We start from the raw sequence: 13,961 nt of genomic DNA, 5'->3' as shown, positions 1-13,961 counted from the left end.
GTGTGTACGGATATAGTGTGAAAATAGTTTCATTATATCTTTCTTTTGAGTAAGTCACTTCAATTAGTAGTTCTAATCTAAATGTGGTATGATGGATACTCGGAGGTGTCTCTCATGATTGTAGCGACGCTAGAAAGCGTATTAATATTAGATAAGGCAGAGCAGCTTGCAAAAGCGATTATCTGTTCAGATATAGCAGAAGATTATCGTAAGTATTATAGAGAATTACATGAAGATATGGAACTTCAGACGCTCATTCAGCAATTTACAGCGATGAAAGAACGGTATGAGGAAGTACAGCGTTTTGGAAAATACCATCCTGACTATACTACCGTGTCAATGAAAATGAGAGAATTAAAGCGTTCTGTGGACTTACATGATAAGGTTGCAGCTTTTAAAAGAGCAGAAACTGCTTTGCAGAAGTTATTAGACGAAGTTAGTGTAGCAATCGGTTCGGAAGTGTCTTCTTCCATTAAAGTGCCAACAGGAAACCCATTCTTTGATGCTGGTGGCTGTGGTGGAGGTTGTGGTACTGGCGGAGGTTGTGGTTGTAAAAAAACGGGGTGATGTACCCCGTTTTTTAGAAGTTGGAAGAAAACGTATACAGAGTTTGTCCTGTAATGTTATAAATTTCTGATTGGTTTTCATAGAATATAAAATATATGTTTTTAAAAGGAGAAGATGGAGAAGATTATGTTCGGGCAACGACAAAGTATGATTGTTTATTTACATTCATTGAAACATGCCAAGATTTTAAGGAAATATGGTAACATACATTACATATCAAAACGATTAAAATATGCTGTAGTATATTGTGATATGGAACAAATTGAGCATATGATGCATAAGTTGAACAAACTTCCTTTTGTGAAAAAGATAGAACAGTCGTATCGCCCGTATTTAAAAACGGAATTTGAAAATTCCCGTCCTGATCGAGCAAAAGAATACGATTATAGCTAATAGAAAAAATCCCCGGCTAAATTTAGCCGGGGATTTTTCACTTGGAATAACGTGTTATTTCATCGGAGGAATGAAATTGTTCATTCGTAAAATACCAATTAAATGATTAAAAAATAGTTCTTTTTCTGGGAAAGTTGTAGATGGTTTTACAGTAAAGGTAGCCACTTTTTTTCCGAGTTGTTCTGCCGTTTCTTCAAATAAAATGACACGTTTACTTTTTTTATTTTCAAATACAGGAATGCCTTCACGACATATGTATAATGGTTGGAAATCACCAGTAGTAGTTGGTTTTAATATTACAACAAGCGAACATACTTTTTTATCGTTTTTTATCGTTTCAAATTGTAACATATGTGCTATACGTTCTTGATTTGTTTTGGCAATTTCAAGTAATTCATATAAATCAGAGTAGCCTTCTCCGAGTTCTATAAAGCGTTGAATCATATCTTTTCCTCCTCTTTCTTTTACTGTACCATTTCACTTTTTAAATGAAAAGCACACAAAGAAAAAAAACCCTGCATAGCAGGGCCCTTCTTATACTAGCATGTACTAGTAAGAAGGCAAAGGGAGAGGAGAAACCGGAGGAAGAACTTATGGGGAAACGTAAGTCTTCTCCGCGGTTGGCAACAACATCGAAGGTGATGTTGTTATAATTATTTATGTCCAATCTAAATGAAGATATACATAATGAAATTAAATTTTATGTTGGGCTTTTTATTTTTCTTTTTTTTATTTTGTGATAGGATAAAAAAGATAAAGTGGAACTAATATACATATTGGGTTCATATTAGTGAATGATGAGATGAATACATAAAAATAACGAGAGGTTATTTGAGGCCGAGTTTTCCTATAGTTAGGTGAATGTGGTTTGTTAACGGTTACCGAAGTGGGAATGGCTTTCTATAATCGCTCGATAGATTGAAATAAAGGTAGTGACAACAGATGAGAGTAGTTTCAGGAAAATGTAAAGGACACCCACTTAAAGCGGTTCCTGGTAATACAACACGTCCAACGACAGATAAAGTAAAAGAATCTATTTTTAATATGATAGGTCCTTATTTTGATGGTGGTATCGCCCTTGATTTATTTGGTGGTAGTGGTGGTCTTGGAATTGAGGCTTTGAGCAGAGGGATTGATAAAGCAATTTTTGTTGATCGGGATAGTAAAGCGATAAAAGTAATTCATCAAAATTTAGAAAGTTGTAGAGTACAGGAACAAGCTGAAGTATATCGAAATGATGCGGAACGTGCAGTAAAGGCGCTAATAAAACGTGAAATGTCATTCGATCTTATATTGATAGATCCTCCATATAAAGAGCAAAAAATTGTATCTTTAATTAGTATAATGGATCAACATGGATTGCTACATAGTGATGGATTAATTATGGCAGAGCATGGTAATGATGTAGTTTTACCTAATTCAATAGGAAGGCTTGTAAAAGTACGAGCTGAGAATTATGGGATTACTGCAATATCGATTTATAAGTATGAAGGTGAGGGGACAGAATGACAAGTATAGCTATTTCTTCAGGAAGTTTTGATCCAATTACCCTTGGGCATCTGGATATTATTAAAAGGGGAGCAAAAGTATTTGATGAGGTGTACGTAGTCGTTTTAAACAATTCATCAAAAAAACCATTCTTTTCAGTTGAAGAGCGATTAGAATTAATTCGAGAAGCGACAAAGGATATCCCGAATGTAAAAGTAGATTCGCATAGTGGGCTATTAGTAGAGTATGCAAAAATGCGTAATGCAAATGCAATATTACGTGGTTTACGAGCAGTTTCTGATTTTGAATATGAGATGCAAATTACTTCTATGAATCGAAAATTAGATGAAAATATTGAAACATTTTTTATTATGACAAACAATCAATATTCATTTTTAAGCTCGAGTATTGTAAAAGAAGTTGCGAGGTATGGAGGAAGTGTAGTAGATCTTGTACCTCCTATTGTAGAACGTGCTTTAAAAGAAAAGTTTCAAACCCCGTTAAAGTGAACGGGGTTTTTCTTTATATGTGCGCAAAAATAATAAAATAACATATAAGTATAGACAAAATAATGTGAAAATTGGTCCATAATGTATAAAAGATGTCCAAATTTCATGTAGTATAGAAGGATGTTCGGATAAAAATACAGGAATATCTTTTGGCATAGGCGAGAAAGAACTCACTTTCTCATAAAATGGTGTCCAAAATACAAATGTAAAAATAGGGGCAAGAATACTTTGAATAATTCGTGCGAAAAAATAGGGTTTAAATCGGATATCTGTTTCAGCTAATATGCTAGCAACTTGTGCCTGAATAGAAAGACCACTAAATGCTAAAATGAAGCTTGTTACCATAGCTTGTTGTAAGAGCGGTGTTTCATTTATTTGACTAATCATTTGGCTTCCGAGTGTCATTTCGAAAATACCTGATAATATAGGTATACTAAAATCTGTACTTAGTTGGAAGAATGATAAAATATGTTGCATAATAAAAGAAAGAGCTGCTGTAATGTGAAATACAGTAATCATTTTATTTAACACAGAGAATAAAATAATAAATCCGCCAATCATAAGTAATGTTTGAATAGAAGAAACAATGGCATCCCCAAGTAATTTACCAATTGGTCTTTTTTCTTGTAAGCGTGTCTCGTGAAGGATTAAAAAAGGGTTTTGAAAGCGACGTTTTTTTGTAGTGTGTGTATTAATTTTGTAAGCGGTATTATCGCCGTAAAAACGCATAATTAATCCGACAGCAAAGTTACTGAAATAATGGGCAGCGGCTAATATAATTCCTAATTTCGGATTATTAAAAAAACCGATAGACACAGCACCGAAAATAAAAAGTGGATTAGAAGAATTTGTGAAAGAAACGAGGCGCTCTGCTTCAATCTGAGTTAAAAGATTGCTTTTTCGTAGTCTAGCGCTTAATTTGGCGCCTGCAGGGAAACCAGAAGCCATTCCCATCGCCCAAACAAATCCGCCTATCCCTGGAACGCGAAAAAGTGGGCGCATGAGTGGTTCTAATATAACGCCAATAAATTTTACAACACCGATACTAATTAGAAGTTCCGCAATGATGAAAAACGGTAGTAGTGAAGGGAATACAACTTCCCACCATATATTTAACCCGCGAATAGAAGCTTGCAAAGCGGCTTGGGGGTGGAGTACAAGAGAAAAGGTTAAAAATAGCGTTGATATGGTAAGGAAAGCGGTTTTCCATTTTTCATACATGTAAGTAAATCCCCCTTTGTCCCAAAAAACGTTCATTTCAGTATACGTGGATACGTAGTGAATTTAGACCATAAGTATGAAAAAGGAATGAAAAAAATTAAAGGGTGAGAAAAATGAAAGAACCAAAGATTGGTTTAGCACTTGGGTCTGGAGGAGCGAAAGGGTTTGCTCATATTGGTGTAATAAAGGTTTTAAGGGAAGCGGGTATCCCTATTCACATGATTGCAGGAAGTAGTATGGGGGCGCTAATAGGTACGTTTTATGCGGCAAGTAGTAACGTTGAAAGATTGTATAAATTAGCATCTGTTTTTAAGCGGAAGTATTATTTAGATTTCACGGTACCGAAAATGGGATTTATTGCTGGAAAACGTGTCAAAGATATGATTAAAATGTTTACATATAATAAAAATTTAGAAGAGTTAGATATCCCGACGGCTGTTGTGGCTACTGACATATTGAAGGGGGAAAAAGTGGTTTTTACAAGTGGGCCAGTTGCAGATGCGGTGAGGGCTAGCATATCTGTTCCTGGAGTGTTTGTACCAGAAAAAATAGATGGAAGATTATTAGTGGATGGTGGAGTCATTGATCGCATCCCAGTATCGGTTGTGAAAGAGTTAGGGGCCGATATTGTTATCGCTGTTGATGTATCTCCAATTAAGGTAAATGGCGATGTTACGTCCATTTATGACGTAATCATGCAAAGTATTGAAATTATGCAGCATGAGCTTGTAATGAATCGGCAAATTGCATCGGATTTAATGATGCGACCAGCTGTAGAGCAATTTAGTTCACGTGCTTTTACAAACATTGAAGACATTATTCGAGTTGGAGAAGTAGAAGCAGAAAAACATATTTCAAATATTTATTTATTAATTGAGCAGTGGAAGGAGAAACATAATGTTTAAGCGTTTTCGGTTTATATATGCAATCTTAATAGGGGTTATATTGGCGATGTTACTTGTTTACGTACGTTTACCGTATTATATAACAAAACCAGGAATGGCTGCCAAATTAGAGCCTTATGTTCAAGTTGAGGGTGGAACGAAAGAATCTGGTGATTTTATGCTTGTTACGGTTTCAATGGGACCAGCAAATGTGGTGAATTTAATAGCGGCACAGTTTAATAAATATACACATATTTCGAAAGCGGAAGAAATATTGCAAAAAGGTGAGAGTGATGAAGAATATCAATTTCGCCAAAATTATGCGATGAAAGATTCACAAAATGCAGCGATTTATAATGCATATAAACGTGCAAATCGCTCAGTATCTTTTGAAAATAAAGGTGTATTAGTTGCTGGTGTGGCAAAAGGAATGCCGTCAGAAGGAAAGCTTAAGCTTGGTGATGTTATTATAGCTGTTGACGGAAAAACATTTGAAAAGACGGAGCAATTTATTGAATATATGACAGGGAAAAAAGAAAATGATGCTGTAAGTATTGAGTACATGAGAAATGGAAAACAATTGAAAGAGAATTTAAATGTAAAGACGATTCCTAATGGGAATGGACGTGTCGGTATAGGTGTTTCTATCGTTACGGAAAGAGAACTAGTGGTCGATCCGAAAGTGAAAATTAATTCTAATGAAATTGGTGGACCATCCGCAGGTTTAATGTTCACATTAGAAATATATAATCAACTTGTGGAAGAAGACTTAACGAAAGGACATGAAATAGCTGGAACAGGTACAATTAATGAAAAAGGAGAAGTGGGCCCGATTGGTGGTATAAATCAAAAAGTGGTGGCTGCTAGCGATGCTGGGGCTGAAGTGTTCTTTGCGCCAAATGAAAAAGGTGCGGAGAAATCGAACTATAAAGATGCACTTGAGACTGCAAAGGATATTAAAACAAAAATGAAAATTGTACCAGTGGATACGCTGGATGATGCGTTAACATATTTAGAAAAGATGGATAAGGAAAAAACCTCTCTGAAATAGAGAGGTTTTTTATAGGAATTTTGTAGTTGTTTCATCATAGCGAATAGGATGGTGTGTTATATCCTGTTTTAATAGTTGTGTGCGTAACGGTTCGTGCATGATGGAGAAATATACAGAGTTTGCTTTTTTCTCTATATCTAAAGCGGCATGGTCGAATGTTTTTGTATGAGTAAGGATTGGAAGTTCGATTTTTTTCTTATTTTTTGAAAGGTAAGTTTGTCCTTTTTGTGACATGCCTAGCAGGCGAATATATGGTGCGTGTTGTTCTATATTTGCGCTACGTATATCCTCTTTTGTTGTGTTTGTTAAAATGTGTGTACAAGCTCTTTGTAATCTAGTCCATGTATAACGTTTTGTTTTTAATGCTTCCATGAATGAATAGAAGGAGGAACTGTTTTGTATTTTTGATAAAATACGATGCTCTAAACCTTCTTCTATTTCATATATATGTCGTAAGTCCCCTGGAGACATCGTCATGAGTCTATATTTAAAAAATGAAAAGTATTGTTCCCAATTATGTAATATCCCGTAGTTTTGTTTGTAATTTGCTAAAAGCGAAGTGGTTGCCTGTGGGAGAAAAGGTTCAATTGTTGTAAATGATCCTTCTTCGCTAAAGAGTTGTTTTCGGATGCTTGTCGCGCTTGCAATATGTTGGTCATTAAATGTTTCATCATGATAATGAGAGGCAAATCTTTTTATAGTTTGAGCTTGTATAGAGCTATTTTGTGACAGAATTGCTTTCATATATTGGAAGCCTAAAATATTATTTGGTTGTGACATATCTATGTTTTTTTCAGATGTTAAAATGTGTGAGAAAGCATCCGATGTTGCTTTTGCATAACTATTACCAGCGTCCATGAATTGTTTTACAAGGCAGTTAAAAGTCTCTTCTTCGTTTTTTTGTATGGAGATGGTATTATAAAAATTTTCGATTTGTCCATCCTCACTACCGAAACAAATTTCGGAAACACGTAGGGCATTTAAAATGGAAATAGCACCATTTGCGAAGGTTTCAGCCTTTTGTGTTGCAAAGACGTATGGAAGCTCTACAACAAGGTCTACGCCGTTTGCTAAGGCCATTTTAGTGCGATACCATTTGGAAATGAGTGCGGGCTCACCACGCTGTAAAAAAGGACCACTCATAACGGCAATTATTATATCGGATTGTGTTAACTTTTTTGTCTGTTGCACATGATAAAGATGACCGTTATGAAAAGGGTTATATTCAACAACAATACCACCAGCTTTTATGGTAATCTCTCCTTTCGATGTAGCATCTTTTTGAAAAACGTGATACTCTATATATTATTTACTATGATGACTTCATTATAGTGTAAAGAAAAAACATTGACAAATATAAAATGGCTAGCTATAATTTTGTTTGTTGCCTTGAGGTGATATGATATGAAATGGTCCATCCATCAATTGAATAAATTGAGAAATAAAGGATTGACATTGGATGAGATGGTAGATGTAAGTGAGCTAAAAGAGGTCGAGAAAGATATTCGTGAAATTAATCCTGTTCATGTAACGGGAAGAGTTGATTTTGGCTCCGGTAAGTTTACGTTTCATCTACATATAACTGGAAGCATGGTTTTACCATGTTCTCGCTCTTTAGTAGATGTGACATTACCATTTGACATTAAAACAACTGAGGTGTTCCAAACTTCACAAGAAGAATTTGAAACTGAAGCTGAAATTCATTCTTTAGAAGGAGAAGTACTTGACTTACTGCCCGTAATCAAGGAAAATATACTTTTGGAGATTCCAATGCAAATTTTCAGTGATGATGTTTCTGGTGGAGCACCGACGCAAGGTCAAGACTGGCAAGTGATTTCGGAAGAAGACAAAGAAAAGACTGTTGATCCAAGATTGGCAGGACTTGCAAAGTTTTTTGACAAATAATCGGAAGACTGGTTCAGGCCTTCATATGAAAATAACTATTTCTTTTAAGGAGGTGGGAAGAATGGCTGTACCTTTTAGAAGAACTTCTAAAACAGTAAAAAGAAAGCGTCGTACGCATTTCAAATTATCAGTACCTGGTATGGTAGAGTGCCCAAGCTGTGGTGAAGCGAAATTAGCTCACCGTGTATGTAAAGCATGCGGTACTTACAAAGGTAAAGAAGTAATCAGCAAGTAATTGCGGGAAAATAAACGCAGAAGATATCTTCTGCGTTTATTTTTTTTGTCTTAATCTTTAGTTGTTGTATTCTATCTTTTCTAGTAACTGCATATGCTTAATAAAAAATGCATAGGGAGGACTAGAGAGATGGCGACAACAAGACAAGATGCTTGGACTGATGATGAAGATTTGCTTCTGGCAGAAGTAGTACTCCGGCATATTCGAGAAGGTGGAACACAACTTTCTGCCTTTAAGGAAGTGGGAAAAAATTTATCTCGTACACCAGCAGCATGTGGGTTTAGATGGAATTCTTACGTAAGAAAGCAATATAAAGAACGTATTGAGGAAGCAAAGCAACTTCGTAAAGTAGAACATTATGAAGTGAAAGAGACAAAGGTGTTAGAACCTACGTCAATTACGTTGAATGATGTTATTGATTTCTTGCAAAATTATAAAGATGAAAACTCTTTAACGGTGTTGCAACAACAAGTTGAATCATTACAAACAGAAAGAGAGCGCCTTCTGGAGCGATTATCAGTATATGAAGAAGAGTATAGAACATTACTTGATTATATCGATCAAAAAAGAAGTGTAATGGTAGCGGAAAGAAACAATGCTCGCTCGAATGAGAAGTTAGAGAAGCTTAAGAAATAAAAAACAGCTGTTATACAGCTGTTTTTTTATTTTTTAAGCCGATTCTTCGTTTGTAACCGCATTCAAATTTGTTTCTGGATGCCAAATATAAAAATCACCATCAGTTACTGATACGGGGTTGAAATTTAATTTATCCCAAAAACCAGCTGAATGAATACGTGCTATTGTTTTAATAGGAAATTGCATTTGTTTCGCATGATTTACAAGCATTTGCCCGAATCCTTGTTTTTGAAAAGTTGGTAATACTTCAAGTTTATAAAGTTCTAGGTAAGGACCTGTAATTTCGAATGGTTCTCCGCCGTTTCTTTTCATATATAGACTCATACGTGCGATTAGTGATCCACCATAATAAATGCCATAAAATGGAGATTCACTGTCGTTTTCAATAATGTTTGCTTGCAATTCTTCCAGCATAGATAGTTCTTGGGCTCCGCACCCTTTAAATTTTTTGAATTCATCTAACGTTTTATAATTGATGAGCAAGCGCTCAACTTTTGGGAATCCCATTACATCACATCCTTTTGTTATCTTGTTGAATGCAGAAAAGTAAAAATATTTACAATAATATTATAACTCATTTTTTTATTTTTATGAAGAAGATAGTATATTTCTTTTATTATTTTTTTGAGGATTTGCTAAACTAAGAGTATAAGTGTATTAATAGGCAGTATTATACATAGCGAAAAAAGAGAGTGTATTTGTTTGACAGAGGACAACGAAATTATAGGGCGTGCTCATGTACTTTAAAAAGATATAAAAAGGAGGGGAGGCAAGGGCGCTTAATGTGAATCCCTTGTGTGAAAATGAAAATTGGAATTGTCGGACCAGGTGCTATTGGTCTATTGTATACATTTTATTTACAAAAAAGTAACCAAGATGTTACGTTGTTTACAAGAACGGCTAAGCAGGCTGAAGAGTTGAATGAAACAGGTGTAACTTGTATTAGAGATGGAAGATGTGAAACAGTATATCCATCTGTTTTACCGATAGAAAGTATGGTAGCACAAAATTTAGATTATATATTTATTTCTGTGAAGCAATATCATATAGATGACGTACTACCGTTTGTGGAAGGGGCATCATCATTAATCTTTTTGCAAAACGGAATGTCGCATCTTCAAAAGATGCTGAAAATAGGGAGTGAAAATATAGCTGTTGGTATTGTAGAACATGGTGCGAAAAAAGAGGGAGGGCATATCGTTCATCATACTGGGATAGGGGTAACAAAATTTGGAGTGGTTTGTGGTCAATCTATACATTTCAAGAAAATATTCCGTTATTTTCCTGTTACTTATTTTCCAGTTCAAATAGAAACGGATTGGGAAGAGATTATGCACAAAAAATTAGTAGTAAATGTATGTATCAATCCATTGACAGCACTATTGGGAGTTAAGAATGGTGAATTAATCACGAATCGTTTTTTTTATCAAATGATGGAGCAAGTGTTTCAGGAGGTCGCATTTCTTATTAGAGGAGAAAAAGAAATGGTATGGCAAATGGTACGAAATGTGTGTGAAGGAACGTCTCGTAATACATCCTCTATGTTAGCGGATGTAAGAGCGAATAGACAGACGGAAATTAATGCGATTGTTGGATATGTATTAGAAGAAGCTAAGAAACAGCAACTACCAGTTCCGACACTTCAATTTTTGTTCGATGCAATAAAAGGGTTAGAAACAAGAGTATAAGTGTTATTCTTTGCTTTTACGTGAAACATTGACTACAATGTGGATTGGTGAGAGAACTGGATACGAAAGGAAGAATTATATGGAGATAAAAGAAATCTCTGTTCCGCAACAAGGTGTTGTAGCGGACTATATGAACGGTAAAAAAGAGATACAGTCATGTTTTGATTATATGTTAACAGAAGATGCTTTTAAACAACGTTTACATGATTTGCGTGAAAGGGAGTTTTTCCGCCAAGATTTAGTAGCGCATTTATTAGAATATAATACAAAATTACAAGCGGGAGAATCTACACTTCAAAATGTAAAAGCGCTTGGAGATGAAAATACATATGTTGTTATAGCTGGACAACAAGCAGGGTTATTAACTGGACCGCTTTATACAATTCATAAAGTTATTTCAATTTTACAGCTTGCAAAGGAAAAGGAAGAAAGTTTAGGAGTTAAAGTTGTCCCTGTCTTCTGGATTGCGGGTGAAGACCATGATATGGATGAGATTAACCATATTTTTGTAGCGAAAAATAAAAAGATGAAAAAAACTATTTTTTATGACCGTAATCCGAAAAAGGCGAGTGCTTCTGAGTCTGAACTTTCTGTTGAAGATTGTAGAAATTGGATTGAAGAGATTTTTAAAACATACCCAGAAACAAATTTTACAAAGGATGTATTAAAATTTGTTGATGATGCTTTGAAAAAATCGAATACGTATGTAGATTTCTTTGCTCATCTTATTACGAAAATCTTTGCTAATTCTGGTTTAATCCTTGTTGATTCACATCATCCTGAATTAAGAAAGTTAGAAATTCCATTTTTTAAGCGAATTATAAGTAAGTATAAAGAGGTACAAGAGGGGCTTCGTAATCAGCAAGAAGTAATTAAAGAACTAGGATACAAACCGATTATTGAAACGAAGTCTCATGCAGTGCATATATTCATGGAAATAGATGATGAACGAGTATTGCTTGAAGATCAACAAGGTAAGTTTGTTGGAAAGGATGGGGCGCATTCCTTTTCATACGAAGAGTTGATTGAAGAGATGGAGAGAAATCCGGCACGTTTTAGTAATAATGTTGTAACACGTCCTCTTATGCAAGAGTATGTATTTCCTACGCTCGCATTTATTGGAGGTCCAGGAGAATTAGCTTATTGGAGTGAATTACAACAAGTATTCCATACTGTCGGTTTTCAAATGCCACCTGTCGTTCCTCGTCTTACAATTACTTATGTGGAGAGAGATATAGCGACGGATTTATTTGATTTGCAATTGAGAGAAAGTGATCCGTTTTTAAATGATGTCGATAAATTGCGTGAAAACTGGTTGTCTAATCAAATAGAGGAACCGATTGATGATCATTTTGAAAAGGCGAAAAAAGAAATTGCCGATATTCATACATCTTTACAGCAATTTGTAAAGAAAATAGAGCCGGGGTTAGGTGCGTTTGCAGGGAAAAACGAATTGAAAATTAATGAACAAATTGAACTGCTGGAAAGAATGTTGAAAAGAAATGTTGAGAAAAAGTATGAGGTTCAGCTAAATAAATTCCGCCGTATACAATTCGCACTTCGTCCATTAGGTGCACCGCAAGAACGTGTGTGGAATGTATGTTATTATTTAAATCAGTTTGGTTTGGATTTCGTTGATCGTGTAATGGAAAACCCTTTTTCTTGGGACGGAAAACATCATGTTATAAAACTATAAAATCTTGCTCTTTGGAGCAGGATTTTATTTTTATTCCGTTGAATTTACTGTGAAGTGATTTTTTTCTGAATTATCAATCAAAAAAGTGTTAAATATGGCAATTGTGTTGGATACTTAAATATATGACAAAATAGCACAAAATGTAAACGTATTATTCGCTTTTTCGACAGTTTTTTATTTAAATTCCCGCAAAAGATGATAAAATTTAGTATATAATAAAAGAAAATAGCGATTTGTATAGTATGTTGCCTTTGTTGGTAAGTTAAATGAGTCGTTCTTTCGTATTATTTCATTCTCTAAGCGTGAAATATGTGTTTAGAGGAAGGGATACATTCAACATAATTAATTGGAAAAAGAGTAGGTGCAACAATGTTTAAACACGTAACAGTGCTTTTAAAGGAAACAGTAGACGGCTTAGATATAAAGCCAGATGGTACATATGTAGATTGTACACTGGGGGGAGGAGGACATAGTTCTTATTTATTATCCCAATTAACTGAAGGTGGAAAATTAATAGCGTTTGATCAAGATGAGATAGCGATTCAAAACGCAAAAGAAAAGTTCTCTTCATACGGTGAACAGTTTATAACAGTAAAGAGTAACTTCCGTTATTTAGCTGAAAAACTGCAGGAAATAGGTATAACAGAAGTAGACGGTATTTTATTTGATTTAGGTGTTTCATCCCCACAATTAGATACACCAGAACGAGGCTTTAGTTATCATCATGATGCACCGCTAGATATGCGGATGGATCAAGATGCCCCATTAACAGCGTACGATGTTGTAAATAGCTGGTCATATGAACAACTTGTAAGGATTTTCTTCCAATACGGTGAAGAGAAATTTTCAAAACAAATTGCAAGAAAAATTGAAGCTTATCGTGAGAATAAAGCTATTGAAACGACAGGAGAATTAGTAGAGCTAATTAAAGAAGGTATTCCGGCTCCTGCTCGTAGAACGGGTGGGCATCCTGCTAAGCGAGTGTTTCAGGCAATTCGTATAGCTGTAAACGATGAATTAAAAGTATTTGAAGAAGCATTGGAATCTGCTATTGAGATGGTTAAGCCAGGTGGAAGGGTTAGTGTTATAACATTCCATTCATTAGAAGATCGTATTTGTAAAACAACGTTTAAGCGAAATAGTACAACGCCACAATTGCCGCCAGGATTACCGATTATTCCTGATGAATTTAAGCCGAAATTAAAGCTTATTACAAGAAAACCGATTTTACCTTCTGATATAGAGCTAGAAGAAAATAATCGTGCGCGTTCTGCGAAGTTGAGAATCGCTGAAAAACGATAAAAGGGAGAGAGAGGTATGACTAATTTAGCTGTAAAGTACAAACAACAAGCGCAAGAAGAGGTGCAAATTCAAACGCCCCCACAGCAGATGGCTAAGCCGAAGGTTAAAGCGAAAATTACAAGAATCGAAAAACTGTTGTATGTAGCGTTTATTGGCTTTTTATTGTATGCCTGTGTCGCGTTTATTGGAAATAAAGCAGGCCTTTATCAAGTTAATGTAGAAGCAGCGACGATAGAAGAAAAAATTGTACAGCAGCAAAAAGAAAATCAAGAATTACAAGCTGAAGTAGAGAAGTTAAGTCGCTATGAACGAATCGCTGAAGTTGCAAAAAAACATGGGCTAGAAATTAATGCGAATAATGTGAAAGGCCTCAAATAAGGCAATAG

Annotated in this window: 17 protein-coding genes; 13 read left to right on the top strand and 4 right to left on the bottom strand. The window is 35.1% G+C overall.

Annotated features, from left to right (window positions below):
* Positions 1-114: 114 nt before the first annotated feature.
* Both C3Y97_RS19865 and C3Y97_RS19860 read left to right on the top strand, forming a co-directional pair.
* Positions 115-567 carry a YlbF/YmcA family competence regulator gene (locus C3Y97_RS19865; protein ID WP_000634366.1) on the top strand — a complete coding sequence of 151 codons (453 nt, stop codon included), beginning with the start codon at positions 115-117 and terminating at the stop codon, positions 565-567.
* 126 nt (positions 568-693) lie between these two features.
* Positions 694-960 carry a YlbG family protein gene (locus C3Y97_RS19860; RefSeq protein ID WP_002082261.1) on the top strand — a complete coding sequence of 89 codons (267 nt, stop codon included), beginning with the start codon at positions 694-696 and terminating at the stop codon, positions 958-960.
* Positions 961-1,014: 54 nt separating this feature from the next.
* On the opposite strand, the gene C3Y97_RS19855 is transcribed toward C3Y97_RS19860, so the two are convergent.
* On the bottom strand, positions 1,015-1,404 hold the full coding sequence (locus tag C3Y97_RS19855; RefSeq protein WP_000616017.1) for a DUF7147 family protein: 390 nt from the start codon (positions 1,402-1,404) through the stop codon (positions 1,015-1,017).
* A gap of 498 nt (positions 1,405-1,902) precedes the next feature.
* Here C3Y97_RS19855 and rsmD point away from each other — a divergent pair, with 498 nt between their 5' ends.
* Together rsmD and coaD are read left to right on the top strand one after the other, a co-directional pair.
* Complete coding sequence (gene rsmD, locus C3Y97_RS19850; protein WP_001266978.1) at positions 1,903-2,469, top strand: 16S rRNA (guanine(966)-N(2))-methyltransferase RsmD; 567 nt, start codon at positions 1,903-1,905, stop codon at positions 2,467-2,469.
* Positions 2,466-2,957: a pantetheine-phosphate adenylyltransferase gene (gene coaD, locus C3Y97_RS19845; protein WP_000200601.1), complete on the top strand. Its 492-nt coding sequence runs from the start codon at positions 2,466-2,468 to the stop codon at positions 2,955-2,957. Before rsmD ends, coaD begins: the two co-directional genes overlap by 4 nt.
* Here coaD and ylbJ read toward each other — a convergent pair.
* Positions 2,949-4,178 carry a sporulation integral membrane protein YlbJ gene (gene ylbJ / locus C3Y97_RS19840; protein WP_000273082.1) on the bottom strand — a complete coding sequence of 410 codons (1,230 nt, stop codon included), beginning with the start codon at positions 4,176-4,178 and terminating at the stop codon, positions 2,949-2,951. The genes coaD and ylbJ overlap by 9 nt on opposite strands.
* 113 nt (positions 4,179-4,291) lie before the next feature.
* On the opposite strand from ylbJ, the gene C3Y97_RS19835 reads away from it, so the two are divergent.
* On the top strand, positions 4,292-5,083 hold the full coding sequence (locus C3Y97_RS19835; RefSeq protein ID WP_000662588.1) for a patatin-like phospholipase family protein: 792 nt from the start codon (positions 4,292-4,294) through the stop codon (positions 5,081-5,083).
* Positions 5,076-6,113: a SepM family pheromone-processing serine protease gene (locus C3Y97_RS19830; RefSeq protein ID WP_000476281.1), complete on the top strand. Its 1,038-nt coding sequence runs from the start codon at positions 5,076-5,078 to the stop codon at positions 6,111-6,113. Before C3Y97_RS19835 ends, C3Y97_RS19830 begins: the two co-directional genes overlap by 8 nt.
* Positions 6,114-6,122: 9 nt before the next feature.
* On the opposite strand, the gene C3Y97_RS19825 is transcribed toward C3Y97_RS19830, so the two are convergent.
* Positions 6,123-7,304, bottom strand: coding sequence for a nucleotidyltransferase (locus C3Y97_RS19825; RefSeq protein WP_002182932.1), 1,182 nt, complete (start codon positions 7,302-7,304; stop codon positions 6,123-6,125).
* A 213-nt stretch (positions 7,305-7,517) separates the two neighbouring features.
* Between C3Y97_RS19825 and C3Y97_RS19820 the strand changes: the two genes are divergently transcribed.
* The 3 genes from C3Y97_RS19820 to C3Y97_RS19810 all read left to right on the top strand — a co-directional run bounded on the left by C3Y97_RS19820 (position 7,518) and on the right by C3Y97_RS19810 (position 8,889).
* Positions 7,518-8,018, top strand: coding sequence for a YceD family protein (locus C3Y97_RS19820; RefSeq protein ID WP_000872149.1), 501 nt, complete (start codon positions 7,518-7,520; stop codon positions 8,016-8,018).
* 61 nt (positions 8,019-8,079) lie between these two features.
* On the top strand, positions 8,080-8,253 hold the full coding sequence (gene rpmF, locus C3Y97_RS19815) for a 50S ribosomal protein L32 (protein ID WP_001984764.1): 174 nt from the start codon (positions 8,080-8,082) through the stop codon (positions 8,251-8,253).
* A gap of 129 nt (positions 8,254-8,382) precedes the next feature.
* Complete coding sequence (locus tag C3Y97_RS19810; RefSeq protein ID WP_000246467.1) at positions 8,383-8,889, top strand: RsfA family transcriptional regulator; 507 nt, start codon at positions 8,383-8,385, stop codon at positions 8,887-8,889.
* 33 nt (positions 8,890-8,922) lie between these two features.
* Here C3Y97_RS19810 and C3Y97_RS19805 read toward each other — a convergent pair whose 3' ends face one another.
* Complete coding sequence (locus tag C3Y97_RS19805) at positions 8,923-9,396, bottom strand: N-acetyltransferase (RefSeq protein WP_000506694.1); 474 nt, start codon at positions 9,394-9,396, stop codon at positions 8,923-8,925.
* Positions 9,397-9,692: 296 nt separating this feature from the next.
* Between C3Y97_RS19805 and panE the strand changes: the two genes are divergently transcribed.
* The 4 genes from panE (at position 9,693) to ftsL (ending at position 13,953) form a co-directional block, all read left to right on the top strand.
* Complete coding sequence (gene panE, locus C3Y97_RS19800; protein WP_002182931.1) at positions 9,693-10,577, top strand: 2-dehydropantoate 2-reductase; 885 nt, start codon at positions 9,693-9,695, stop codon at positions 10,575-10,577.
* 79 nt (positions 10,578-10,656) lie between these two features.
* Positions 10,657-12,273: a bacillithiol biosynthesis cysteine-adding enzyme BshC gene (gene bshC, locus C3Y97_RS19795; protein WP_000403036.1), complete on the top strand. Its 1,617-nt coding sequence runs from the start codon at positions 10,657-10,659 to the stop codon at positions 12,271-12,273.
* 369 nt (positions 12,274-12,642) lie between these two features.
* Positions 12,643-13,575, top strand: a complete 933-nt coding sequence (gene rsmH, locus C3Y97_RS19790; RefSeq protein ID WP_000472508.1) for a 16S rRNA (cytosine(1402)-N(4))-methyltransferase RsmH — start codon at positions 12,643-12,645, stop codon at positions 13,573-13,575.
* 15 nt (positions 13,576-13,590) lie between these two features.
* A complete protein-coding gene (gene ftsL, locus C3Y97_RS19785; RefSeq protein ID WP_000182804.1) occupies positions 13,591-13,953 on the top strand; it encodes a cell division protein FtsL in 363 nt (120 codons plus the stop codon).
* The last annotated feature ends 8 nt before the right edge of the window (positions 13,954-13,961 follow it).

The sequence above is a fragment of the Bacillus sp. DU-106 genome (genome assembly GCF_004799705.1).
GTDB lineage: Bacteria > Bacillota > Bacilli > Bacillales > Bacillaceae_G > Bacillus_A > Bacillus_A cereus.
The sequence above is the reverse complement of the archived record's forward strand: the minus strand, read 5'-3'. Positions and strand labels throughout refer to the sequence as shown.